The organism is Allobosea sp. NPDC055594, from assembly GCF_053618995.1.
In genome coordinates, this window is sequence record NZ_JBSHIO010000001.1 from 419,701 (window position 1) to 445,169 (window position 25,469).

The window sequence follows — 25,469 nt, forward strand, 5'->3', positions numbered from 1 at the left end:
TATTCAATCACCGGCGGCCGCAACGGCAAACGGGCGCGATGCTTAACGCCGCGCCCGCCGCAGAACTCGGGAGGTGACCCGCACGCGCCTCAGCGCAGGATCGTCTCCCGCAGTGGCACGGCTATGCGGGCGTCAGAATCGAGCATGCCGCGAAGCTCGGCCACGCTGGCAAGCTCGCGCGGCGCTTCGCGCACCTGAAGGCTCTGGCGCAGGAGTTTCTGGCGCGCCTCGGCTTGGCTGATGCCGACGGTCTCGTCGATCATCCGCTTCGTGGCAGAGCCGAGCTTGCCGGCCTGGCGAAAATCCTCGAAGTCGCCGGCCTCGTAGGGAAAGGCCGAGGCGCCCGTGAAGGTCGCGACCTTGCCGTCGAGGACGATGGAGTCACCGGGACGCAGGGTGATGTCGCGCAGCAGCGAGACGCGCCGTTCGCCGGCACCGGCAATCGCCGGCCGGCAGACCGGATCGGCCTTCTTCTCATAGGCATAGGCGTTCGGCAGCGCGGCATAGCGGGTGCCGTCGCCGGCGATGGCACGATCGACCGTCGCAGCGCCCGCCTGCAGTCGGAAGAGCTTGACGGGAACACCGGGGTTCTGCGCCTCGCACAAGGCTTCCTGGGCCCGGAAATCGGCCTGTGAGCGGGCATGACCGAGCGGGGCATGGAAGCCGTCGCAAAGGCGCACGCAGACCGTACGGCCGGCACTGCCCATGCCGGCAAAGGAGCCGCGATCGTGAGGTGCTGCCAGCCGCGGCTTGGGACGGGCAGGCTGGCCGAGACGCCCTTCATTCCGCATGGCGAGGGGCGGGCGGGCGAACCAGAGAGGCGCCGGGGCAGAGGTCGCGGCCGGCCGGCCGGCCCATCTGGTCGCTTCGGCCCGGTGGAAGGCCCGGATTCCGGCATCGTCCTCGGCGCGTACGAATGAGGAGGCCGCCAACAGGGCGCCGGCGCCGATGGCGGCGGCGAGGAGAGCAGAGCCATGAGAGAGCCGGGGCCGATAGCCGGCGGAATGCTTGCCTGCGCCGGGGCCAGCGGCGCGAGGCCGCTCTGCCATCCCTTCCCCAACGCCCGGCATGTCCCTGCGCTCCCCCACGAAGCTCGTCATGTGGTGAGCGGTAGGCCGGGCGCTGTTCAGAATGCTCGAAAAAATTCTCGAAAATTTGAAGGATCGGCCCGCAGGCGCGGCGGATCCTTAACGGATCGCGATCAGCGCTCGGCGCGATGCAGGGCCTGCGGGACGGCGACCGGTGCAGCCTCGACCGGCGTTTCGTCGGGCTCGCCGCGGCCGCGCCCGGCGATCCAGCTGTCGACCTTGTCGAGGTAGAAATAGATCACCGGCGTGATGTAGAGCGTCAGGAGCTGCGAAACTAGGAGGCCGCCGACCACAGCGATGCCGAGCGGCTGGCGCAGTTCGGCGCCGGCGCCGGCGCCCAGCGCGATCGGCAGCACGCCGAAGATCGCGGCGAAACTCGTCATCATGATCGGCCGGAAGCGCACCAGCGCGGCTTCGCGGATCGCCGAGAGCGCATCGTCGCCATGGCGGCGGCGCTCGATCGCGAAGTCGACCATCATGATCGCGTTCTTCTTGACGATGCCGACCAGCATCAGGATGCCGATGATCGCGATCACCGACAGGTCCATGCGAAAGTACTGCAGCGCGAGCAGGGCGCCGAGGCCGGCCGAAGGCAACCCGGAGAGGATCGTGATCGGGTGGATGAAGCTCTCGTAGAGGATGCCGAGGATGATGTAGATCACCAGGATCGCCGCGAAGATCAGCAGGCCCTGGCCCTTCAACGCATCCTGGAAGAGCTGGGCCGAGCCGGCGAAGCTGGTGACGATCGAAGCGGGGAGGTTCACGTCGCGCTCGGCGGCGCGGATCGCGTTGACGGCGTCGCCGAGCGAGACGCCGGGCGCCGTGTTGAAGGAGATCGTCACCGCCGGCTGCTGCGAGATCCGATTGACCGCGAGCGGACCGACGCTTGGCTTGATCGTCGCCACGGTTTCCAGCGGGACGTTCTGGCCGTTCGCGGTCTTGAGCAGGAGCCGCGAGAGCACGCCCGGATCCTGCTGATAGGCGCGGTTCGCCTCCATGATCACCTGGTAGTCGGTCGCGGGCGTGAAGATCGTGGCGATCTGGCGCGAGCCGAAGGCATTGCCGAGCGCCTGGCGGATCTGGTCGCTGGAGATGCCGAGGCTGGCGGCGCGTTCGCGGTCGATGTCGATCGAGAGCTGCGGGTTACGTAATTGCAGGTCGATATTAGCATCGCGCAGTTGCGGAATCTGGGCGAGCCGCTGCTGCATCAGCGGCGCGTAATTGAACAGCGCCGCGAGGTCAGGCCCCTGCAGCGAATAGAGATATTGGGCGCGCGAAGAGCGTCCGGCGTTGAGATTGATGTTCTGGACCTGCTGGAACACCGCCGTCATGCCGGGCACTTCGGCGGTGGCACGGCGCAGCCGCGCGATCACCACATCGGGCTTGTCGCGCTCTGATTTGGGCTTCAACGCGATGAACATGAAGCCATTGTTGGTGGCGTTGAAGCCACCGATATTCGAGGTCAGGTAGTCGACCGCCGGATCGGCCCGGACGATCTCGGCGACACGGGTCTGGCGCTCCGCCATCGCCTCGAAGGAGGTGTCCGGCGGACCCTCGGTCGCGCCGCGCAGCAGGCCGGTATCCTCGATCGGAAAGAAGCCCTTGGGGATGTCGATATAGAGCTGGACCGAGACATAGACCGTGCCGAGCGTGAACAGCAGCATCAGGAAGCGGGCCTTCAGCACATGGTCCAGTGTCCAGCGATAGGCTGACAGCATGCCCTGGAAGCCGGCTTCGAAGGTGCGGTCGAGCAGGTTCGGCTTCTTGTGCTGGTCATGCGCCTTGAGGAAGCGGGCGCAGAGCATCGGCGTCAGCGTCAGCGAGACGAAGCCGGAGACGATGATCGCCGCGGCGATCGTGCCGGCGAATTCGGCGAAGACCTTGCCGACCACGCCGCCCATGAAGAAGACCGGGATGAAGACTGCCACCAGCGAGATGGTGATCGAGAGAATCGTGAAGCCGATCTCGCGCGAGCCGTCGAGCGCTGCCTGGAACGGCTTCTTGCCCATCTCGATATGCCGGATGATGTTCTCCAGCATGACGATCGCGTCGTCGACGACGAAGCCGACGGCGAGCGTCAGCGCGAGCAGCGAGATGTTGTCGAGCGAGTAGCCGAGCGCATACATGATCGCGAAGGTGCCGATCAGCGAGATCGGCAGCGCCAGCGTCGGGATCAGCGTGGCGGTCAGGCTCTTCAGGAACAGGAAGATCACCATGATCACCAGCACGATGGCGATCATCAGCGAGACCTCGACATCCTCGACCGCCTCGCGGATCGGGATCGAGCGGTCGTTCAGTACCGCCAGATTCATCGCGGCGGGTAGCTGGGCGCGGTAGGCGGCGAGCCGATCCTTGATGCTGTCGACGACCTCGACGGTGTTGGCATCGGACTGGCGGTAGACGGCGAGGATGATCGAGCGCTCGCCATTGTACCAGCTCGCGGTCTGGTTGTTCTCGACGGAGTCGAAGGTCTGGGCGACGTCGCTGAGCCGGATCGGAATGCCGTTCTTCTGCGAGATGATCAGGTTGCCGTATTCGGCGGCGCGTTCGAGCTGGCCGGTGGCTCCCAGGGTCAGGCGCTGGTTGATGCCGTTCAGCGTGCCGACCGGGGAGTTCGAGTTGGCGGCCGAGACGGCGTTTCGGACATCGGCGAGCGAGAGCCCGCGCGCCGAGACGGCATCCGGGTTGACCAGGATGCGCACCGCGTATTTCTGCGCGCCGAAGATGTTGACCTGGGCGACGCCCGGCAATTGCGCGATCTGCTGCTGCAGCACGTTCTCGCCGAACTCATGCACCTCGTAGAGCGGCTTGGTCGCCGAGGTCAGCACCATGAACAGCACCGGCTGGTCGGCCGGATTGACCTTCCTGAAGCTCGGCGGGGCAGGGAGCTCGGGCGGCAGGCGCCGCGTCGTGGCGCTGAGCGCTGCCTGCACATCGAGCGCGGCGCCGTCGATGTTGCGGTTGAGGTCGAATTGCAGGGTGATCGAGGTCGAGCCGAGCTGCGAGACCGAGGACATCGAGGTGATGCCGGAGATCGAGGCGAATTCGCGCTCCAGCGGGGCGGCGATCGACGAAGCCATCGTCTCCGGGCTGGCGCCGGGCAGGCGGGCGCTGACATTGATCGTCGGGAAGTCGACGCGGGGCAGGGCCGCGACCGGCAATTGCTTGAAGGCGAAGAGCCCGAAGATCAGGAACGTCGCCATGACCAGCGTGGTCATGACCGGGCGACGGATGCAGAGCTCGGGCAGGTTCATCAGCCGGCGCTCCCGCGCTGCGAAGTCTGGTTCGGCGGTGGACTCTGGCCGCCGCGATCACGCTTGCGCTCGACGGTGCGGGCCCCTTCGGTCAGCAGGAGTTGGCCGTCGACGACGACCGTCTCGTCGCCAACGAGGCCGGAGGCGATCACGACACGATCATCGACCGTGCGGTCGACGGCGACCGTCCGGGCCCGGGCGACGCCGTCTTCGACGACGAAGACGAAGGAGCCGTTCTGCCCGGTCTGGATCGCTTCCCGCGGTACGGTGACGGCGTCGGGGTCGACACGCAGCGTCACGCGGACCTGGCAGAGCGCGCCGGGCCAGAGGGTTTCGTCGGCGTTTTCGAAGGAGGCCCGGATCTGGATCGTGCCGGTCGTCGCGTCGACCAGGTTGTCGATGACCGCGATCGTGCCCTCGACGCTTTTCGAAACGCCATGTTGCGTCGCCTGCACGACGGCGGTCCCCGCCGCCATCGCGGTGCGGATATCCGGGAGGTGGCGCTGGGCGACGGCGAAGCTGACATAGATCGGGTCGATCTGGTTGATCGTCACCAGTACGGTCGAATTGTCGCCGGTCTTGGCGATGTTGCCTTCCTTCAGCCCGGCGGCGCCGATGCGGCCGGAGACGGGGGCGAGGATGGTGTAGTAGCTGAGCTGGACCTTGAGCGCCTCGACCGCAGCCTCGCCGCCGCGAATGGCCGCCTTCAGGGTCGCGACCTGGGTGCGCGCGGTATCGAGGCGCTGATCGGTGGCGAAATCGCGCTTGGCCAGTTCCTCGGCGCGCCTGAGATCAGTCTCGGCTGAGGCGAGCGAGGCGCGGTCCTTGGCGACACCGGCTTCCGATTGCTTGATCAGCGCCTCGGCCAGGCGCGAATCGAGCCGGAAGAGCACGTCGCCCTTCTTGACGTAGCCGCCATCCTTGAAGGCCACCTCTGTGATCTGCGTATCGACGCGCGAGCGGACATTGACCGACGAGATCGCCTGGACGGTGCCGATCGCATCGAGGCGGACCGGCATCGCCCGGCGTTCGGCCTTGGCAGTGACGACCGTCACCGCCGGACGGCTGCCGGAGCCGCGCCCGCCCGGCACGGCGGCGACCGGTGCAGGGGGCTTCGCCTGTGTCGAGATCAGCTTGCCATAGGGAATCTGGTCGAGCGGCCAGGGGATGGGGCGGCCGGTATAGTGCAGAGCGGCGCCGACAGCGAGGATGCCTGCCGCCGAAAACAGGGCCAAACGCCCGAGAGACAGCCTTGCCATGAAGAGCCTTGCGCCATGCGAGCGGCCGAGCGGAACCTTACGGAACCGCCACCCCACCAACCATCGCCGCCGCCGAAATCGAGCATGCAGAGGGTCGTTTTCCGGCGCAAGCCGGCATCACGCATTGTTGCGGCTTATCGCGGCACGTCGCGACAATGTGACACGGACGACGAATACCTTGCGCCGCGTCGCTCATCCAAGGATAGCGGGTGACGACGATTTCCGTTCACAGTATCGCGACGACGACACCTATCCACATCAAGAACAGGCAGGCGACGCCGGCGGCGAAGACGAGGGCGCGCCGGCGCAGGTCGTTGCCACCGGTGTGGATCAATGTGTGCACGATCCGCGTCGCCACGAAGGCCCAGGCCAGGGCCGCCATGACATAGCCGGTTGCGCCGACATGGATCGCGATCAGCACCAGCGCGAAGAACAGCACCGGCGTCTCGAACTGGTTGCTGAAATTCGCGGCGGCGAGCCGGGCCGGCTCCGGATAGCGCTCGGTCGAGACGGCGACGTCCGCCATCCTGACCTCGCGATTGGCGAAGGCCTTCTTGCGACGCAGAAACATGATCGCCAGCACGACGAAGGTCCAGAAGACCTGAGCGAGCGCGGGGTAGATCAGTTTCAGCGTCATGGCCTATCTCGTGAAGATGCTGATGCGGGTGCGCGTCAAAACAGGTTCTTCACGAGCGGGTCGGATAGTTCGGGCTCTCGCGCACGATGGTGACATCGTGGACATGGCTTTCGCGCAGGCCGGCGCTGGTGATGCGGATGAAGCGGGCCTTGGTGCGGTAGTCCTCGAGGTTTCGCCCACCGACATAGCCCATCGCCGCCCGCAAGCCGCCGGCAAGCTGATGCAGAACGTTGGCGACGGGGCCCTTATAGGCGACCTGGCCCTCGATGCCCTCCGGCACCAGCTTCAGCGAGTCCTTGATGTCCTGCTGGAAATAGCGATCGGCCGAGCCGCGCGCCATCGCGCCGACCGAGCCCATGCCGCGATAGGATTTGTAGGAGCGGCCCTGGTAGAGGAAAGTCTCGCCCGGCGTCTCGTCGGTGCCGGCAAGCAGCGAGCCGACCATGGCGCAGGAGGCGCCGGCGGCGAGCGCCTTGGCGAGATCGCCGGAGTATTTGATACCGCCGTCGGCGATCACCGGAATGCCGGCCTTGCTGGCGGCGGAAGCGGCATCCATGATCGCGGTCAGCTGCGGCACGCCGACGCCGGCGACGATGCGGGTGGTGCAGATCGAGCCCGGGCCGATGCCGACCTTGATCGCGTCCGCGCCGGCATCGATCAGGGCCTGGGCGCCGCCGGCGGTGGCGATGTTACCGGCGATGATCTGGACGGCGTTGGAGAGCTTCTTCACCCGCGTCACGGCTTCCAGCACCTTGGCGGAGTGGCCATGGGCGGTGTCGACGACGATGATGTCGACGCCCGCGTCGATCAGCATCTCCGAGCGCTCGAAGCCGCTGTCGCCGGTGGTCGTCGCTGCCGCCACCAGCAGGCGGCCATGCGTGTCCTTGGCGGAGTTGGGATGCGCGACCTGCTTCTCCATGTCCTTGACGGTGATCAGGCCGATGCAGCGGAAATGGTCGTCGACGACGAGCAGCTTTTCGATGCGGAACTGATGGAGCAGGCGGCGGGCCTCATCCTGGCCGACACCCTCGCGCACCGTGATCAGCCGATCCTTGGTCATCAGCTCGGAGACCGGCTGCTCGGGATTGGCTGCGAAGCGGACGTCGCGATTGGTCAGGATGCCGACGAGGCGGCCCTTATGACCCTGCGGGCCGCGCTCGACCACCGGGATGCCCGAGATCGAGTTGTGCTTCATGATGGCGAGAGCATCGCCCAGCGTCTCGTCCGGGAAGATGGTGATCGGGTTGGCGATCATGCCCGACTCGAACTTCTTCACCAGCTTGACCTGCGCGGCCTGCAGCTCGGGATCGAGATTGCGGTGTACCACGCCAAGCCCGCCGGCCTGCGCCATGGCGATCGCCATGCCGGCCTCGGTCACCGTATCCATGGCGGAGGCGATGATCGGCAGGTTCAGCGAGATCGTCTTGGTCAGCTTGGTCGAGACGTCGACATCGGCCGGCATGACCTCCGAGGGGCCCGGCTCGAGCAGGACGTCGTCGAAGGTCAGGCCGTCGCGAATAAGGCCGTCGGTGATCGTTGCCATCGTCAACTCCGGGGCCGGACGGGCCGGCGCTAGTTCGTGGCCGGGCAGGGCGCCCATGGCCGAGTTGACGAGGCCCGTTATCACGCGGGAGACGAAGCCGCTAGGGGCTGGCGGCGGAAAGTTGTGTTGGGCGCACCCGCGAGGCGCGCCCAACCACGAGTCGGCTATTGCTGCTGGCCTGGGCGCGAAGGTCCAGCCTCGGCCGTCGAGGGGCTGACAAAGAAGCAGCCGCGCTCCATCATCATCGCGCCCTTGGCATTCGCCATCGCCTGGCATTCCTTCTGGCGGGCGCAGTTATAGGCGCGTAGCGCATCGCCGGAGCCGGGTGAGACCATGCGTTCGGCGCAAGCGCGTTCCCAGCTGTTCGACTGGGCGCTCGCGGCGGTGGAGCCGAGGCCGAGGAAGGCGAAGCCGGCGAGGATGGCGAAGGCGGCGGCGCGAACAGGCACGCCGACTGGCGCCAGGCGGTAAGAATGCTGCACTTGACTAGACATGGGACACCTTCGCCGGCGCGCCGGCCCTTCCGATCTCGAATGTGAAGATCTTCGCCCCAGACTTCACATAGGGACGCGCGCCCGTCTTTGACCTGCATCGAACGCATGGCCAGCTTGCCATCACGTCTCCGTGCCAAGGCTTGCGACTGCCTCGCAGTCAGCTTGCGGGCGGTGGATGGATTCGTCATGCGGCAGGCGCAACTCGCGCAAGCCAGCGATTCTTGCCCCTACACTCTCGTCATAGGGCGGATCGCGGATTAAGGCTGACGCGCAGCTCGCCAGAAAGTCCGCCCGTGCAGCGTGCCAAGCTCCTGCCTCTGATCGTCGCCTGTGCGCTGTTCATGGAGAACACCGACTCGACGGTGATCGCCACCTCGCTGCCGGTCATCGCGCAATCGCTCGGCGAGGACCCGATCGCCCTCAAGCTGGCGGTCACCTCCTATCTGGTCAGCCTCGCGGTCTTCATCCCGATCTCGGGCTGGATGGCCGACAGGTTCGGCGCTCGCACGATCTTCCGTTCGGCGCTCGGCGTGTTCATGCTCGGCTCGGTGCTCTGCGCGCTCTCGAACTCGCTCGGCGCTTTCGTCGGAGCCCGCTTCCTGCAGGGCATGGGCGGGGCGATGATGGTGCCGGTCGGCCGCCTCGTCATCCTGCGCAGCGTCGAGAAATCGCAACTGGTCAGCGCGCTCGCCTATCTGACCGTACCGGCGCTGGTCGGTCCCGTGGTCGGCCCCGTGCTGGGCGGTTTCATCACCACCTATTTCGACTGGCGCTGGATTTTCTTCATCAACCTGCCGATCGGCCTGCTCGGTATCGTGCTGGCGACGAAGTTCTTCGAGGATATCCGCGAGGAGGACGTGGCGCCGCTGGACATCAAGGGCTTCCTGCTGTCCTCGACCGGCTTCGCCGCCCTGATGCTCGGCCTGGTGACCGGCGGGCGCCATCTCGTGCCGGAGAGTGTCTCCTATGCCTGCGTCGCGTTCGGCGCGCTGGCATTGCTGGCCTACTGGTTCCACGCCCGGCGCACCCCCCATCCAGTGCTCAATCTCGGGCTGCTGCGGATCCCGACCTATAATACCGGTGTGATCGGCGGCTCGATCTTCCGCATCGGCATCGGCGCGATCCCGTTCCTGCTGCCGCTGATGCTACAGCTCGGCTTCGGCCTCAACGCGCTGCAATCGGGCCTGATCACCTTCGCCTCGGCGGCCGGCGCGCTGATCATGAAGACCCTGGCGAAGACGATCCTGCAGCGATTCGGCTTCCGCCGTGTGCTGACCTTCAACGCTCTGATCGGCGCCGCCTTCCTCGCAGCCTCCGGCCTGTTCACGCCGGCGACGCCGCATTGGCTGATGCTCTGCGTGCTCCTGATCGGCGGCTGCTTCCGTTCGCTTCAATTCACCGGCATCAATGCGCTGAGCTATGCCGATATCTCGAACCGCGACATGTCGAGCGCCACCAGCCTGTCGAGCGTCGCGCAGCAATTATCGCTGAGCCTCGGCGTCACCATCGGCGCCTTCGCACTGGAAACGGCCAATCTCGTCAATGGTGGGCAGTCGCTCGGCGCCGCCGATTTCTGGCCGGCCTTCGTGCTCGTCGGGCTGATCGCGGCCTCCTCGGCGCTGTGGATGGCGCGGCTCAAGCCCGATGCCGGCGCCGAGGTCTCAGGACATGCACCTGTCAGCGCCCGCAAGGCGACGGCGCAGGCGATCGCCGACCAGAAACCGCTGGAATGACGCGCGGGCGGCATCGCGCCCCGTTGACGAAGGCGCCTCGCCGGGCGACCGGTGGCGGATGACTTCCCTTTCCCAACGCGCCTTTCTCGGCGTGGAGCGCTCGGCGCTCGGACGCCCCTGGCGTGATCGGCTCGACCTTGCAGGGCTGGCGCGGGCCGAAGCCCTGGCGCAGGTCGAAGGCGTCCCCGACGCCGTGGCGCGCATCCTGGCCGGGCGCGGCGTCGCCGCCAGCGAGGCCCTGCGTTATCTCGAACCGAAGCTGCGCGATCTGCTGCCGGACCCTTCCGTGCTGCTCGACATGGAACCGGCTGCTCAAAGGCTGGCGCAGGCGGCGCTGCGGGCCGAGAAGGTCGCGATCTTCGGCGACTACGACGTCGACGGCGCCTGCTCGGCGGCCCTGCTCGCGATCTTCCTCAAGCAGGCCGGGGCCCGCCCGCGCGTGCACATTCCCGACCGGCTGATCGAAGGCTATGGCCCGAACAGCGAGGCGATCGCCATGCTGGCCGGGGAGGGCGCGACGCTCCTCGTCACGGTCGATTGCGGCACGACCAGCCATGAACCGCTGCGCGAGGCCGCGAGGCTCGGCCTCGATGTCGTCGTGCTCGACCACCATCAGGCGCCGGAGCAGCTGCCGGCGGCGGCCGCGATCGTCAATCCGAACCGGCAGGACGATCTCTCCGGCCTCGGCCATCTCTGCGCCGCCGGCGTGGTCTTCCTGACGCTGGTCGCGACCGCACGCGAACTGCGCCGGCACGGGCATTGGTCGGGTCGGGGCGGGGAGCCCGATCTTCTGGCGATGCTCGATCTCGTCGGGCTCGCGACCGTCGCCGACGTGGTGCCGTTGATCGGCCTCAATCGTGCTTTCGTGCGCCAGGGCATCGCCATTCTGAGGCTGCGCCAGCGGCCCGGTCTCGCGGCGCTGCTCGACGCCGCCGGGCTCGATGGCCCGGCCCAGCCCTGGCATCTCGGCTTCCTGCTCGGCCCGCGCATCAATGCCGGCGGGCGGATCGGCGATGCCGGCCTCGGCGCCCGCCTGCTGACGACCGATGACGAGGTCGAGGCACGCAGCATCGCCGCCGAGCTCAACCGGCTGAACCAGGAGCGCCAGGAGATCGAGCGTGCCGCCGTCGAGGAGGCGGTGGCCGAGGTCGAGCATCGGCTTGGCGACGCGGCCGAGCATCCGGTTCTGCTGGTCGGCTCGGCCGACTGGCATCCGGGCGTGGTCGGGCTGATCGCCGCCCGGCTCAAGGAGCGCTTCCGACGTCCTGCCTTCGCCCTGGCGCGCCATCCCGATGGCGGCGCGACCGGCTCCGGCCGCTCCGTCCCCGGCGTCGATCTTGGCGCCGCCGTGCGCCGGGCGGTCGAGGCCGGGCTCGCGATCAAGGGCGGTGGCCATGCCATGGCGGCGGGAATCACTCTGGCACCCGGCCAGGAGGCGCCCTTCATCGCCTTCATGAGCGCAGAGCTCGCGGCCAATGTCGCCGCCTCGCGCGAATCCGAGGCGCTGCTGGTCGATGCGGCGATCAGCGCGGGCGGTGCGAATCCCCGCCTGCTCGCCGAGATCGACCGCGCCGGCCCCTTCGGCTCCGGCTGCCCCGAGCCGGTCTTCGTGCTGCCGGCGCATCGGCTGGCCGATGTCGTCGAGATCGGCAGCGGCGGGCATTTGCGGGTCAGATTGCGCGCCGGCGACGGCGCCAGCATCGGCGGCGTTGCCTTCCGGGCGGCGCAGGAGCCGCTCGGCCAGGCGCTGCTGGCGGCGCGCGGCGAGCAGGTCCACCTCGCCGCGACGCTGACCCTGAATCGCTGGGGCGGTTCGGAGAAGGCGGAGCTGCGCGTGCTCGATCTGGCGAAGCCGTTGTGAGCCGTCGACAGAAATCCGAAAACCGGGCTTGCCCAACCGCGGCAGGGTGACTATAGCTCGCCCCGCTTCGCAGCAACGCCGCCTCGCGGCAGAAGCTCGCGACCTTCGTCTATCGGTTAGGACACCAGCCTTTCACGCTGGGGAGACGGGTTCGACTCCCGTAGGTCGCGCCACCTTTTTCTGGGTGGCCGTGAGCATCTGAAATTCCACGAAGATTAAGAACGGAAGATCGAGGGCATCCCCCACGATGCTGCGATGATGAAAGACCGCTAAGCCCCGGCGCGGAAGCGGCCATGGTGCATGGCATAAGCAGCCGCTGAGCGCCGCGGCGTTCCGATTGTCCCGCGCAAGAAGCTGAATTAAGGCTTCGGCCCAGATTCCGTCTCCCGCCTGCCCCCATGAGCGCACCAGCTGCTTCCCCTACCGGCGCATCCTTCCGAAACCTTACGGCGGCGCTATTCCTTGCTGTCATGTGGGGGCTTTCGATTCCCATCACGAAGCTCGGCCTTCTTACGCTGCCCCCTTTGACCTTGACGGGATTGCGCTTCCTGATCGCCGTGCCGTTGATGTTCCTCCTCGTCCTTGGAAAGCAGCGTCTACCACTCAGGGCGTTTCCCAAGGTTGCAGCGCTTGGCATCCTTGGCATTGGGATTGGACAGGTTGCTCAAACCTTCGGTGTCGTTGGAACCTCGGCCTCGGTGGCAACGACGATTTCTGCGGCGATTCCCGCTTTCGTCGTCATTTTCGCGGCGATGAGGCTGAAGCAGTCGGTGTCGAGTATCCAGGCCCTCGGCATTGCCGCGGCCTTCGTAGGAATCGCCTTGGTCGCCTGGGGACGCGGCGACGCGACTTCCACTGCATCGCAGACAAGTTTGACGGGCGCGGCTCTCGTGCTGCTCTCCGCGTTGACGATTGCGTTCTATTATGTGTGGAGCGTCGAACTCTCGGAACGGCACGGGACCGTTGTCGTGGCGGCTTGGAGCACCCTGTTCGGCTTCATGGCGGTGCTGCCGTGGACTGTTTGGGAGATGTCGCGGGTTTCATTCGAGGTGACCTCTGTCGGCATCGCCTCGGCTGTCTATCTCGGTGTCATGGTGACCGTGGCCGGGCTCTTCCTCTGGCTTCATTTGCTACGGACGGTTCCTGCACGCATCGCGGCAAGCATTCAGTACCTGCAGCCAATCGTTGGCGTAGCGGCTGCGGCGGTGATGTTCGGGGACGCATTGGGGCCGCTTTTCCTCATAGGCGTCGCCCTCGTGCTGATCGGATTGACACTCACTGTCGCAACACGGCGAAAGCAGAAGACCGTAAACTGACCGGGCCCCGGAGAGCCATCATCGCCTGAGGCTCCAGACGTGAAGTCACTTCACTCTTCGCCGGCTCGTCCTTCTGGCTGTCCCGAGGGCGTCCGACTACGGCGTCGCTTCTGTTGCCGGGCGAGCATGTCGATCAGACCGAACTCAGCAGGATGCTGGTTTCGCTGTTGAGGACGCCGTCGATGGTGCGGACCTCGCGCAGGACACGGTCGAAATCGCTCAGGCTGTCGGCCCGAATCTCGGCGATCAGATCCCAGCCGCCATTGGTGGTGTGCAGGGAATGCAATTCGGGGAAGCCGCGTAGCTGCCGGATCACCGCGGTCGTCGAACGGCCGGTAACCTCGATCATCATGATCGCCCGGATCGCCTTGTCGTCTGAATCCTGCCGGAACCGGACGGTGAAGCCGAGGACGGCCCCCGATTCGATCAGGCGGTCGAGCCGGCTTTGCACGGTCGCGCGCGATACCCCGAGGATCGTGGCGAGCTTCGAGATCGGTGCGCGGCCATCCTCGCGCAGGGCGGAGATCAGTCGATGATCCAGATCGTCAAAAACATGCATGGCAAAATGCTCAAACCTGATTGGCAGACTGTTCCTGTTTCTGCGTCTTAGTGCACTTGTTCGCTGTTCTTAGTGCAAATTGCTTTGCCGTAAAATGGAGGGAACGAGACAACGGAGGAGGGTGCGCGATGATGCGGTATGTGGGCGTCGACAACATGGTCCGGCTGGTCAGGGCCGTCGGGGTCGAGGCCTATCTGACCGGGCTCGCGGACTATATCGAACAGGACTTCCGGCGCTGGGCCGAGTTCGAGAAGGCGCCGCGCGTCGCCAGCCATTCCCGTGACGGCGTGATCGAGCTGATGCCGACCAGCGACGGCGCGCTCTACGGCTTCAAATATGTCAACGGCCACCCGAAGAACACGCAGTCCGGCCTGCAGACCGTGACGGCCTTCGGCGTGCTGGCGGATGTCGGCACCGGCTATCCGCGCCTGCTCTCCGAGATGACGATCACCACGGCCCTTCGGACGGCGGCGACCTCGGCCGTCGCGGCCCGTTATCTCGCGCGCAAGGATGCCGCGGTGATGGCGATCATCGGGCTCGGCTCACAATCGGAGTTCCAGGCGCTCGCCTTCAAGGCGCTGAACGGCATCAGGCGCCTGCGCGTCTTCGACATCGATTCGACGGCGACCGAGAAATTCCTCGCCAATCTCGCCAGCCAGGGTTTCGAGATCGAGGTGGCGGCGAGCGCGCAGGAGGCGGTCCTCGGCGCCGACATCATCACGACAGTCACCGCCGACAAGCTGAAGGCGACGATCCTCTCCGACAACATGGTCGGAGCCGGCGTCCACATCAACGCGGTCGGTGGTGACTGCCCCGGCAAGACCGAGTTGCAGCGCGAAATCCTGCTGCGTGCAGACGTCTTCGTCGAACTTCCCGAGCAGACGAGGATCGAGGGCGAGATCCAGCAGATGCCGCCCGATTTCCCGGTGACCGAGCTCTGGCGGGTGATTGTGGGCGAGACGGAAGGGCGCCGCACCCCCGACCAGATCACGGTCTTCGATTCCGTCGGCTTCGCCACCGAGGATTTTTCGGCGCTGCGCTATCTCAGCGATCTGATCGAGGGCACGGATTTTTATGACGAGATCGACCTGCTGACCGAGCCGGAAGATCCGCGCAACCTGTTCGGGCTGCTCGCCGCCGCCTGAGGCCGATGGTCTTGCATCGCCGCGGACCGGACAAGGCCGGGCCGCGCTTCGCGGATCGGGATAGCGCAAACGGCGCGGCCGCGGCCGATGTCATGCGGCCCCCTTGCCGGCGAACGCGACCGAACGGAGAGGCGCTTCGGAGAGCACTTCCGAGGCAAGCGGCATCGACCGCGGGCCACGGGCCGCCGACAGGTCTACCCTGAACGTCGCGATCAGCCGATCCAGGGCCTGAACCTGGTTTGAAAGGGCCGCTGCGGACGCCGCGCTTTCCTCGGCCAGGGCGGCGTTCTGCTGTGTCGTCGCATCCATCATCGCCAGGGTCTGGCTCATCTCCTCGATGCCATTTGCCTGTTCCGACGAGCCGGCCGAAATGCCCGAGACGGCCGACGCCACCTGCTGCGAGGCGGCAACGATCCTCTCCAGCGCGGAGCCGGCGGAGCGCACCAGGGTGACCCCGCGCGCGACCTCGGCATTCGAGGCGCCGATCAGCGTATTGATCCCCTTCGAGGCTTCTCCGGAGCGTTGGGCGAGCGTGCGGACTTCCGAGGCCACCACAGCGAAGCCGCGGCCTGCATCGCCGGCTCGCGCCGCCTCGACGGCGGCATTGAGCGCCAACAGATTGGTCTGGAAGGCGATGCCGTCGATCAGCGAGGTGATCTCGGCGATCTTCTTCGAGGCATCGTCGATCCCCGTCATCGCCTCGACCGCCTGACGGACGATGGCGCCGCCCTCTTCGGCGACCAGCATCGCCTCACGCGCGGCCTGCTCGGCGTTGCGCGAGGTTTCCGCGTTGCTCTTGACCGAGGCGGCAAGCTCCTCGGTCGTCGCGGCGCTTTCCTCCAGCGAGGCCGCCTGTTCCTCGGCCCGCTCGGCCAGATTCTGCGATGCTTGCGAAACCTCCCCGACGCTGGAACGAATGTCCCGCGTCGTCGACAGGATGGTCCGCATCGTATCCTGCAAGGTGGCGACGGCCGCATTGAAATCGTCTCGGAGCTGGCCGTACTCGCCCGGCAGATCATCGGGCATGCGATAGGTCAGGTCGCCCCGGGCGATGGCGGCCATGGCCTGCCCCACCGAATTGACGACCGCCGTGCGCTCCTTTTCAAGCACCTCCCGTTCGGCTGTGAGCCGAGCAGCCTCGGCGGCCTCCAGATAAAGCGAGATCGCAAAATCCATGTCGAGCAGCGTTGCCTTGGCGACGGCGCTCACTTCCGCGGCGACCGATTGCGCGCTGGCCGCGGCGCCGCTCTTGACCTGGCGGCCGCGAAAGGCCTTTCCCAGGACGCTCGATGCGGCACTTTCACCTTCGCCCCGAGGCCAGCGCGCCTCGATGAGCTTGCCGATCAGAGATTCGAGGACGAGGCCGTAGCCGCCGATATACCATCGCGGAGCAAGCCCGATCCGGGCATGGACCTGGCCGACGATCGAGACGGCGCTGAGATAGTCCTCATCGAACCGCCCACCCGAGATCATCTCCCAATGGGCGATCTGCTTGCCCTTGGCACCGGCGATCTGAGCCTCCCCCGAAAAGAAAGCCCTTGTTTCCGGAAACGCCCGGACCTGCTCGTAGAAATCGTCGAGTGCTTGCGGCAGCGCGCCCATGACGATCGGCTTGGCACTCTGCAGATTGTCCAGGGCAGTCTTGCCCAGCTTCATGAATCGAAGACGTTCGGATAGGGCGTTCGACGACGACATGTGACTATCCCGATGGGTTGAGTGATGGCTGAAATCGCGGGCAGGCCAGGCTGGTCCGGTAGGCTGGGAGAAAAATCGCGCGGCTGATCGATCTCGCTTCCGCCGGAAAATGCTCTCCGGCGGCGGCGTGGCGGTCAGGCGGCTCGCACTGTCGCCAGGAAGCTTTCGGCTTCGGAGGAGAGCTTCTCCGCCTGCCGCACCAATTCGGTCGAAGCGGCGAGGGCGTGGGCGGACGCCTCGCTCGACTCCGAAGCGCGCCGGGCCACCCCCACGATGCCGTTCGCCACTTCGGCGGAGCTCTGCCAGGCCTGTCGGAGATTGCAGGCCGTTCGCTCGGTGGCGTGCTCCTGACCAGAGACCGCATGCGCGATCGCCGCTCCGATCTCGTTCATTTCCCGAATGGTCTGCCTGATCGCGTCGGTGGCGAGCGCGACATACTGGGTGAAGTCGCGGATGGCCCCGATCTGTGAGCCGATCTCGGCTGTCGCCTGAGCGGTTTGGGCGGCCAGCAGCTTGACCTCCCCGGCAACCACCGAGAAGCCTCGGCCCGTTTCACCCGCCCGGGCTGCCTCGATGCTCGCATTCATCGCCAGCAGCCTGGTCTTGCCTGCGATTTCGCGGATCGCCTCGACGATGCCGTCGATCCTGTCGACAGAGCCGGTCAATGCGCCCACTTGCAGGCTGATCTGTTCGGCTTCCGTGACGGCGCGTGTGGACACCAGACCGGAAGCTGCGATCTGTTCGCCGAACTCGCTGAGGGACGCTGCCAGTTGGTCGGTCGAAAAAGCGACCGTTTCGATGGCCTTCGTCGCCTCCATCGAGGATTCTGTGGCGTCGCTTGCCCTGTAAAGGGTCTCGCTCGCCGAGGCCGCGAGCGACCCCGCCGATGCCTTCAGATCGTTCGCGGCGATGGTGACCGAGCGAACGACGGTGGCGACCACCTGTTCGAAACTGCCCGCCAGCCTTTCGAGCGTCTCGCGACGATTGCGGCGCCCGGCCTCGAGATAGACCGAGATCGCCAGGTCCATGTCCAGCAGGGCAGCACGATTGAGCGCGATCGCCGCCCGGCGCATGCGGGGCTCCCGCCCGATCCGCCATGCGGCCTTCGCCTGACCGATACGGGCGGTCAATCCCGCAATGATGAAATTATAGCCGCCGATATACCAATGCGGCTCGAGGCCGAGCCGGCAATGCACCTCGCCGATGCGCCGGACCGAGCTGGCATATTGACCATCGAAGCTTGCCTCGGTGATCAGATCCCAGTGCGAAAGCTGCATCTGGCGGGCCCGTTCAATCACGGAATCGTTTGGAAACAGTCGCGCGACATCGGGAAATGCGCGAATATGCCGGTAAAATGCGTCGAGCACCCCGGGCAGTTCCGCAGCCACGATCGGCCGGATCTCGCGCAGCGCGCGGCGCACCTCGTCATCGATCCCGGCGAAGCTGAGCCTTTCGGCAATGTCGTCGCCGCTCGCGCGATCGCCGGAGCCGCCCCGGCCAAAGGTGGGCCGCTCTCCCGGTGAAGGATGCGCGCTCCCGGAACCTGCCACGGACGCCGCTCCCACCCCTTCAGGTCCAGCCAGACTCATGGAATGATGGCTCCCCCGCGGCTGATCGCCTCGCACCAATGGAGTCGAGATCGATGCGAACGATTCCGTTCTTATTGAGTACCATATCGTACATTACGTAAGGTTAACAGAAAATTGTCCACCGCGGCCCAACGCAATGTCCGGGGGAATGCTTGACGCAAGAGTTGAGGGGCGATTTCGAGGTTCGAAACCAGATCCTGCTTTCGGTTCGGCCCGAAGCGCGGGCGTTCCTCGCGCCGAGGCTGATCACGCGGCGACTATCGCCGGGCCAGGCGCTCTACCAGGAGAACGAACCGTTCACGCACGCGATCTTCCCGCATGAGGGCGTAATTTCGCTCAGGGCCGAGATGCGCGACGGACGCAGCGTCGAGAAAGCCTCGATCGGCTATGAGGGCTTCATCGGCATCGCCTTGATCATGGGGGGAGGCGAGGCGATCAGCCAGTCGACGGTCGCCGTATCCGGCTATGGCTCCTGGCTATCGATCGAGGATCTGGACGAGGCGATCGCCGGCTTCCCCTGCGTTCGCGACGCCATGCTGCGCTACGCCAAGAGCCTGATCATCCAGCTGCTCGAGACCGTCGCCTGCAACAGCCTGCACAGTGCCGAGGAGCGCATCGCGCGCTGGCTCGCTCATGCGCATGATCGGGTCGTAGGCGACAGTTTCCAGCTCACCCAGGCGGCGATCTCGCAAGCGCTCGGGCTGCGCCGCGCAACCGTCAATCAGGTCTGTTCGAAGCTGATGGAGAACGGCGCGATCGCCTATTCGCGAGGCGATCTGACCGTTCTCGACAGCGGCCGGCTTCAGGGCCATGCCTGCGAATGCTATGGCCGGGTCCGCAAGGCCTTCGAAATCAACGCGAAGCCTGTCGAGCGCTTCCTAAGATAGGGCGCGCGAATTCAGGGTGCTTCGGCACGACGCACCGGGCCTCTGCCACCGATCGGGCTCGTCATGCTGACAGCGCATGGAACAGCAGGTTCTCATCCGCCGCCCCGCATCCTATAAAGCCGTACCGCGTGGTTCGAGCCTTTTCGGGAAGGCGCCAGGTGGACAACCTCCACCGAGTACCGCGACCGCATGGCCGATCTCGCCAATCTCTTCAATCTGGTCGCGCCCTTCTTCGGGCTGATCGTGCTCGGCTTCGCCGTCGGCCGCTACAAGCAGCTGCCGGAGGAGGGGCTCGCATGGATGCAGTTCTTCCTGATCTATGTGGCGCTGCCCTGCCTGTTCTACCGGCTGATCGCCGACAAGCCGCTGAGCGATCTGACGAATTGGGGCTTCGTCCTGGCGACGACCACGGCGACCTTCCTTGCCTTCACGCTCTCCTTCGGGCTCGGCTACAAGTATACGCGGGGAAACATGCCCCAGGCGGTGATGCAGGGCGTCGCCGGCTCCTATTCGAATATCGGCTATATGGGACCGCCCCTGATCCTGGCGGCGCTGGGCCCGGTCGCGAGCGCCCCGGTCGTCCTGATCTTCGTCTTCGACAACCTCCTGCTGTTTTCGCTGATCCCGTTCCTGATGGCTGTCGCCGGCGTCGAGAAGCGCAGCCTCGCGGCGACGGCCGGCGACGTTGCCTGGAAGGTCGCAACGCACCCCTTCAACCTCGCGACCGTCGCCGGCGTGCTCGCGGCTTTCACCAAGCTCGAGCTGCCGACCGCGATCGACAAGATGACGCTCTGGCTGTCGCAGGCGGCGGCGCCCTGCGCGCTCTTCCTGCTCGGCGTCACCGTCGCGCTGCGGCCGATGAAGCGCATGCCCGGCGAATTGCCGGCGCTGGTCTTCATCAAGCTGGTGCTGCACCCCTTGCTGGTCTGGGTGCTGCTCTCGGCGATGGGCAATTTCTCCGACGCCTGGATCTATGCGGCAGTGATCATGGCCGCGCTGCCGCCGGCGCTGAACATCTTCGTGATCTCGACGCAGTACCGCGTCGGCGTCGAGCGCGCCTCGGCCTGCATCCTCGTCGGCACCATCGTCTCCACCGTGACGCTGACGGGCTTCCTGTGGCTGGTGAAGACAGGCAGGATGCCGGCCGACCTCTTCCATTGAGCGCCCCTCCGGGCCTCGCCAAGGGCCCGACGATGCAGCCGCTTTCCGATCTCCTCGTCCTCGATTTCTCGACGCTGCTGCCGGGACCGCTCGCCAGCCTGTTCCTGGCCGAGGCGGGGGCAAGGATCATCAGGATCGAGCGACCGGAGGGCGAGGATATGCGCCGCTTCCCACCACGGCTCGGCGAGACCTCGGCGCCGTTCGCGGCACTCAATCGCGGCAAGACCAGCCTCGCCATCGACCTGAAGGCTCCCGACGCGGTGGAACGCCTGCGCCCGCTGATCGAGAAGGCCGACATCCTGATCGAGCAGTTCCGGCCCGGCGTGATGGAACGGCTGGGTTTCGGGTACGAAGCCATGCGCGCGATCAACCCGCGGCTGATCTATTGCTCGATTAGCGGCTACGGGCAGGAAGGACCCCGCGCGCTCGAAGCAGGGCACGACATCAACTACCAGGCGATCGGTGGGCTGCTTGGCCAGTCCCTGAAGCGCGGCGAGCCCGCGCCGCTGCCGCCGACGCTGGTCGCCGACATCGCCGGCGGTGCGATGCCGGCCGTACTCAACATCCTGCTGGCGCTGCGCGAGCGCGACCTTTCGGGGCAGGGCTGTCATCTCGACATCGCCATGACCGACGCGATGCCGACCTTCGCCTGGTACGGGCTGGCGCAGGGCCAGGCGAGCGGGCGCTATCCGCAGGGTGGCGAGGGGCTTTTGACCGGCGGCAGCCCGCGCTACGGGCTCTATGCCACCGCCGATAGCTGGTTCCTCGCCGTCGGGGCGCTGGAAGAGAAGTTCTGGGCGATCTTCAGCGCGGCGATCGGCCTCGACGAGGCCCTGCGCGACGATCGCCGACAGGAGGAAGCAACGCGCGCCGCCGTCGCGGCCCTGATCGGCGCGCAGCCGGCCGCGCACTGGCGCGGGCTGCTCGAACCGCTCGACTGCTGCTGCACCGTGGTACGGACGCTCGAGGAGGCGCTGGCCGATCCGCAGCTCACCGCCCGCGGTCTGCTCGACCGGCAGGTCGAGGAGCCGGGCGGGCGCCGGATCGTCTCGACGCCGCTGCCGCTGGCGCCGGTCTTCCGTGATGCGGCGCCGGCGCTGCGCAAGGTTCCGGCCGTCGGCGACGAGACGCTCTAAGCCTGAGGCGCGCGCTCAGCCTGCGGCGGTGCCACCCGCGAGGCCCTGGCGCATCACGAGCCGGCGCAGCGGCCCGAAGCGCGACAGCGCGAGCAGGCCGGCGCCGCGCAGGAGGTCGGCGGGCAAGAGATCGGTCAGCAGGGTCCGGTTGAGGGCGTCGACCGCACCGGTGCGCAACCGGACGTCGGTCTGGCGCGAAAGATCGTAGCGCGCCAGCGGCCCTTCCGCGCCGGGGTCCTCGGCCTCGATCAGGGAGTCGCGCAGCGCGGCGACGTCGCGCAGGCCGAGATTGAGCCCCTGCGCACCGATCGGCGGGAAGACATGGGCGGCCTCGCCGATCAGTGCGGCGCGGTCCGTGGCGAAGCGCTCGACGGAAAGGCCGCCCATCGGCACGCGCCCGCGCCGGCCCTCGACGGTCATCGCGCCGACGATCGAATGGGTCTGGCGCTCGACCGCGCGGGCGAAGCCGGCATCGTCGAGCGCGGCGACCTCGTCGGCCTCGCGCGGCGCCAGCATCCAGACAAGCGAGGAACGGCGGCCCGGCAGCGGCACCAGCGTGCACGGCCCGGCGCGGGTGTGGAACTCGGTCGAGGCGTCGCCATGCTCGCGGCGATGGCCGAGAATCGCGGTCAGCGCGACCTGCGGATAAGTCCAGTCGCGCGTCTCGATGCCAGCGGCGGCGCGAACCCGCGAATTACGGCCATCGGCACCGACCACGAGCGCCGCATGCAGCGGCTCGAAGCCGGCGCCGGAGAGCCGCACCGCGTCCGGCCCGAGCTCGATCTCCTCGACCGGAAAGGGCACCATGCGGATCGCCGGTTCCTGCGCGGCGCGCGCGGCGAGCGTCTCGACCAGGGCGGCGTTCTCGACATTCCAGCCGAAGGCCGGAAGCCCGAGCTCGGCGGCCTTGAACTCGACCGGCGGCTGACGGAACAGGCTGCCGGTATCGTCGACCAGGCGCATGATCTCGAGTGGGGCGGCGATGCGCTCCAGTGCCTTGCCGAGGCCGAGTTCGCCGAGCAGGCGCCAGGAGCCGTCGAGCAGGGCGACAGTGCGACCGTCGCGCGGGGCGGTCGCGGCGCCAAACAGTACACTCTCCCGGCCAGTGGCGGCGAGGGCGAGCGCCGCGGCGAGCCCGACGGCGCCGGCGCCGACGATGGCGATCTGGCAATCCTGCATGCTTTGTTCCGTCATGCCGTCTTGGCTAGCTCATGTCGGCGGCGCTGGCGAGCGCGCCCTTGCCGCAGCTCAGACATCACGAAACCTCACCAGCCTATCGTCGATGCCTTCATGGCCGAGCACGCGGCGCACCGGCGCCGTCGCTCCGAGGATCTCGACCTTGGCGTCATGGCGGATCGCCTTGTCGATCATCGCCCGCAGCGCGACGGCGGCGCTGGAATCGGCAAAGGGGACGTCCGAGAGGTCGAGCACGATACGAGCCGGGAAGGGCCCGGTCCGATCGAGCACGGTCGCGACACTCATGCTGGCTCCGAAGAAGAGCGGGCCGGAAATGCGATAGCGGAAGCTATCGCCATTGCCGTTGCGGAGCACATCCACTTCGGCGGGCTCGGACATATCATCGTCGTCGACCAGGGCCGGGTCCATGCCGGCCTCGACGGTCACGACATTGGCCATGCGGTGCATGAAGATCAGCGAGCCAAGCACGACGCCGACCCCGATGCCAACCATCAGATCCTCGAAGATCACCAGCAGGAAGGTCGCGAGCAGCACCACCGAATCGGCGCGGGAATGCCTGAGGATGGCGATGAAGGCCGCCTTCTCCGCCATGTTCCAGGCGACGACGGCGAGCACCCCTGCCAGCGCGGCCAGTGGGATGTAGGAGGCGAGCGGCGCCGCGACCAGCATGAAGAGCAGCACGAACAAGGCGTGCAGCATGCCCGCGACCGGCGTCTGCCCGCCGGCCCGGACATTGGTCGCCGTGCGCGCGATGGTCCCGGTCACGCAAATGCCGCCGAACAGGGAGGCGCCGATATTGGCGGCCCCCTGCGCCACCAGTTCGGTGTTGGAGCGGTGCCGCCGACCGGTCATGCCGTCGGCGACCACGGCCGAGAGCAGCGATTCGATGCCGCCGAGGATCGCGATCGAGACCGCTGCCGGCAGGACCGCGACCAGCTTGTCGAGGCTGAAGGCCGGCAGATGCGGGGCCGGCAGCGAGTTCGGAATGCCGCCGAAGCGGCTGCCGATGGTCTCGACCGGCAGCTTCAGCAGGAAGACCAGCGCGGCGGCGAGCGCGACTGCAATCAAGAGCCCCGGCCAGCCCGGCCGCCACCGGCGCAGGCCGAGGATGACGCCGATGGTCAGCGCCGAAAGCGCGACGGCCGCGGGGTTGATGGTGGCGAGCGCCTCCCAGAGCGCCTCCAGCTTCGGCAGCAGTGCCGCCGGCTCCTTGCCCGGCAGGGTCAGCCCGAAGAGGTCACGGATCTGGCTGGCGAAGATGATGATGGCAATGCCGGCAGTGAAGCCGACCAGGACCGGGTGCGGAATGTATTTGATATAGGTGCCGAGCCTGAGCAGCCCGATGGCGATGAGAATGGCCCCGGCGAGCAGCGTCGCCAGCACCAGCCCGTCGAAGCCATGCTGGTCGATGGTCGCGGCGATCAGGACGATGAAGGCGCCGGCCGGGCCGCCGATCTGGTGGCGGCTGCCGCCGAGGGCCGAAACCAGGAAGCCGCCGATGATGGCGGTGAAGAGGCCGGCCGCTGGGGTTGCGCCGCTGGCGATGGCGATCGCCATGGAAAGGGGCAGGGCGACAATGGCAACCGTCAATCCGGCAAGCGCGTCGGCCCGCAATCGGGCTGGGCCGTAGCCCTCCCGCAATACGGTGAAGAGCTTGGGAGCGAAGGTTCCATGCGAAGCCGTGTCGCTGCCAAGGCGCGCCCCTGGCTCGTTCATGTCTTGTTCCTGCGCTGCGATCCCACCAGCCCGACCGCGCTCCGGTACGCGACTCGCGCCGGACGCTGATCCCCATGCGCAGTCCAGCCGTTGCGCCGCCCGGATGCAAGTCCCTATGGTCGCGCACCTGCCTCGAGGAGAGATTGCCATGGTGAAGGCCATTCGCGTGCACAAGACCGGCGGACCGGACGTGCTCCAGCTCGAAGACATCGCGCTGCCGGCGCCCGGGCCCGGTCAACTGCTGATCCGCAACCGCGCCATCGGCCTCAACTTCATCGACACCTATTTCCGGACCGGCCTCTATCCGGCGCCGCAGCTCCCGTTCACACCCGGCAACGAGTCGGCCGGCGATGTCCTCGCAGTCGGCGAGGGCGTCACCGAGTTCAAGCCGGGCGACCGTATCGCCTGCGTCGCCGGCCTCGGCGCCTATGCCGAAGAGCGGATCGTCCCCGCCGCTGCGGCCGTCGCCCTGCCCGATGCGGTGTCCTATGAAGCAGCCGCCAGCATGATGCTGAAGGGCCTGACGGCCGAGTACCTGCTGCACCGGACCTACAAGGTGAAGCCGGGCGACACGATCCTCGTCCACGCTGCGGCCGGTGGCACCGGCACCATCCTCTGCCAATGGGGCAAGGCGCTGGGCGCCACGGTGATCGGCACCGCCGGCTCGAAGGAGAAGGCCGATCTCGCCAGGGCCCACGGCGCCGATCATGTCATCCTCTACGGCGAGGAGGACGTCGCGGCGCGCGTCAAGGAGATCACCGGCGGCCAGGGCTGCGATGTGGTCTATGACGGCGTCGGCAAGGACACCTTCATCGCCTCGCTCGACTCGCTGAAGCCGTTCGGCCTGCTGACGAGCTTCGGCAATGCCTCGGGCGCGGTCGACGGCGTCAATCTCGGCATCCTGGCGAGCAAGGGCTCGGTCTACGTGACCCGGCCGACGCTCAACACGCATACCGCCAAGCGCGAGACCATGGTCGAGATGGCGAAGAACCTGTTCGGCGCGGTGAGCTCCGGCAAGGTCACGGTGGCGATCAATGCCCGCTTCCCGCTGGCCGAGGCGGCTGCGGCCCATCGCGCCCTCGAAAGCCGCGGCACCACCGGCTCGACGGTGATCATTCCGTAGCGCATTTTCGAGCGGAGTGGGCGCCGGTTCGTCTGGAGAAAATGCGAACTGGAGCAGTCATGCGTTTCAACGAAGC

Annotated in this window: 19 protein-coding genes and 1 tRNA gene; 9 read left to right on the top strand and 11 right to left on the bottom strand. The window is 67.0% G+C overall.

The annotated features are described in order from the left end of the window. Positions 1–89: 89 nt before the first annotated feature. The 6 genes from ACWGRX_RS01975 to ACWGRX_RS02000 form a co-directional block, all read right to left on the bottom strand. Complete coding sequence (locus tag ACWGRX_RS01975) at positions 90–932, bottom strand: DUF2865 domain-containing protein (protein ID WP_452116205.1); 843 nt, start codon at positions 930–932, stop codon at positions 90–92. Between the two features lie 269 nt (positions 933–1,201). Then, positions 1,202–4,342 carry an efflux RND transporter permease subunit gene (locus tag ACWGRX_RS01980; RefSeq protein WP_452116206.1) on the bottom strand — a complete coding sequence of 1,047 codons (3,141 nt, stop codon included), beginning with the start codon at positions 4,340–4,342 and terminating at the stop codon, positions 1,202–1,204. Continuing rightward, entirely contained in the window at positions 4,342–5,601 is a 1,260-nt protein-coding gene (locus ACWGRX_RS01985) for an efflux RND transporter periplasmic adaptor subunit (protein WP_452116207.1), read from the bottom strand. The genes ACWGRX_RS01980 and ACWGRX_RS01985 overlap by 1 nt, the downstream gene beginning before the upstream one ends. Positions 5,602–5,827: 226 nt before the next feature. After that, complete coding sequence (locus ACWGRX_RS01990; protein WP_452116208.1) at positions 5,828–6,238, bottom strand: MAPEG family protein; 411 nt, start codon at positions 6,236–6,238, stop codon at positions 5,828–5,830. Between the two features lie 49 nt (positions 6,239–6,287). Next, the gene (gene guaB, locus ACWGRX_RS01995; RefSeq protein WP_452116209.1) at positions 6,288–7,781 is read right to left on the bottom strand and encodes an IMP dehydrogenase; all 1,494 of its coding nucleotides are present in this window, start codon (positions 7,779–7,781) and stop codon (positions 6,288–6,290) included. Between the two features lie 164 nt (positions 7,782–7,945). Further along, positions 7,946–8,275: a hypothetical protein gene (locus ACWGRX_RS02000; RefSeq protein ID WP_452116210.1), complete on the bottom strand. Its 330-nt coding sequence runs from the start codon at positions 8,273–8,275 to the stop codon at positions 7,946–7,948. Between the two features lie 293 nt (positions 8,276–8,568). Between ACWGRX_RS02000 and ACWGRX_RS02005 the strand changes: the two genes are divergently transcribed. The 4 genes from ACWGRX_RS02005 to ACWGRX_RS02020 all read left to right on the top strand — a co-directional run bounded on the left by ACWGRX_RS02005 (position 8,569) and on the right by ACWGRX_RS02020 (position 13,185). After that, positions 8,569–10,008 carry a DHA2 family efflux MFS transporter permease subunit gene (locus ACWGRX_RS02005; RefSeq protein ID WP_452116211.1) on the top strand — a complete coding sequence of 480 codons (1,440 nt, stop codon included), beginning with the start codon at positions 8,569–8,571 and terminating at the stop codon, positions 10,006–10,008. Between the two features lie 58 nt (positions 10,009–10,066). Beyond that, complete coding sequence (gene recJ, locus ACWGRX_RS02010; RefSeq protein WP_452116212.1) at positions 10,067–11,869, top strand: single-stranded-DNA-specific exonuclease RecJ; 1,803 nt, start codon at positions 10,067–10,069, stop codon at positions 11,867–11,869. A gap of 98 nt (positions 11,870–11,967) precedes the next feature. Beyond that, positions 11,968–12,042, top strand: a tRNA-Glu gene (locus tag ACWGRX_RS02015). Positions 12,043–12,267: 225 nt separating this feature from the next. After that, positions 12,268–13,185, top strand: a complete 918-nt coding sequence (locus tag ACWGRX_RS02020; RefSeq protein ID WP_452116213.1) for a DMT family transporter — start codon at positions 12,268–12,270, stop codon at positions 13,183–13,185. A gap of 133 nt (positions 13,186–13,318) precedes the next feature. Here the strand turns inward: ACWGRX_RS02020 and ACWGRX_RS02025 are convergent, their stop codons facing one another. Next, positions 13,319–13,744: an Lrp/AsnC family transcriptional regulator gene (locus ACWGRX_RS02025; RefSeq protein ID WP_452116214.1), complete on the bottom strand. Its 426-nt coding sequence runs from the start codon at positions 13,742–13,744 to the stop codon at positions 13,319–13,321. Positions 13,745–13,872: 128 nt separating this feature from the next. Between ACWGRX_RS02025 and ACWGRX_RS02030 the strand changes: the two genes are divergently transcribed. Then, positions 13,873–14,889: an ornithine cyclodeaminase gene (locus ACWGRX_RS02030; RefSeq protein ID WP_452116215.1), complete on the top strand. Its 1,017-nt coding sequence runs from the start codon at positions 13,873–13,875 to the stop codon at positions 14,887–14,889. 90 nt (positions 14,890–14,979) lie between these two features. Here the strand turns inward: ACWGRX_RS02030 and ACWGRX_RS02035 are convergent, their stop codons facing one another. Together ACWGRX_RS02035 and ACWGRX_RS02040 are read right to left on the bottom strand one after the other, a co-directional pair. Continuing rightward, the gene (locus ACWGRX_RS02035) at positions 14,980–16,584 is read right to left on the bottom strand and encodes a methyl-accepting chemotaxis protein (protein ID WP_452116216.1); all 1,605 of its coding nucleotides are present in this window, start codon (positions 16,582–16,584) and stop codon (positions 14,980–14,982) included. Between the two features lie 134 nt (positions 16,585–16,718). Then, positions 16,719–18,134 carry a protoglobin domain-containing protein gene (locus ACWGRX_RS02040; protein ID WP_452116217.1) on the bottom strand — a complete coding sequence of 472 codons (1,416 nt, stop codon included), beginning with the start codon at positions 18,132–18,134 and terminating at the stop codon, positions 16,719–16,721. Between the two features lie 191 nt (positions 18,135–18,325). Between ACWGRX_RS02040 and ACWGRX_RS02045 the strand changes: the two genes are divergently transcribed. From ACWGRX_RS02045 to ACWGRX_RS02055, 3 genes are all read left to right on the top strand, one after another. Further along, positions 18,326–19,060, top strand: coding sequence for a Crp/Fnr family transcriptional regulator (locus ACWGRX_RS02045; protein ID WP_452116218.1), 735 nt, complete (start codon positions 18,326–18,328; stop codon positions 19,058–19,060). A 189-nt stretch (positions 19,061–19,249) separates the two neighbouring features. Further along, the gene (locus ACWGRX_RS02050) at positions 19,250–20,221 is read left to right on the top strand and encodes an AEC family transporter (RefSeq protein ID WP_452116219.1); all 972 of its coding nucleotides are present in this window, start codon (positions 19,250–19,252) and stop codon (positions 20,219–20,221) included. Continuing rightward, complete coding sequence (locus ACWGRX_RS02055) at positions 20,218–21,357, top strand: CaiB/BaiF CoA transferase family protein (protein WP_452116220.1); 1,140 nt, start codon at positions 20,218–20,220, stop codon at positions 21,355–21,357. Before ACWGRX_RS02050 ends, ACWGRX_RS02055 begins: the two co-directional genes overlap by 4 nt. Before the next feature lie 15 nt (positions 21,358–21,372). Here ACWGRX_RS02055 and ACWGRX_RS02060 read toward each other — a convergent pair whose 3' ends face one another. Continuing rightward, entirely contained in the window at positions 21,373–22,536 is a 1,164-nt protein-coding gene (locus tag ACWGRX_RS02060) for an FAD-dependent monooxygenase (protein ID WP_452116221.1), read from the bottom strand. A gap of 69 nt (positions 22,537–22,605) precedes the next feature. Then, positions 22,606–24,270 carry a SulP family inorganic anion transporter gene (locus ACWGRX_RS02065; RefSeq protein ID WP_452116222.1) on the bottom strand — a complete coding sequence of 555 codons (1,665 nt, stop codon included), beginning with the start codon at positions 24,268–24,270 and terminating at the stop codon, positions 22,606–22,608. A gap of 148 nt (positions 24,271–24,418) precedes the next feature. Between ACWGRX_RS02065 and ACWGRX_RS02070 the strand changes: the two genes are divergently transcribed. Further along, positions 24,419–25,393 carry a quinone oxidoreductase family protein gene (locus tag ACWGRX_RS02070; RefSeq protein ID WP_452116223.1) on the top strand — a complete coding sequence of 325 codons (975 nt, stop codon included), beginning with the start codon at positions 24,419–24,421 and terminating at the stop codon, positions 25,391–25,393. The last annotated feature ends 76 nt before the right edge of the window (positions 25,394–25,469 follow it).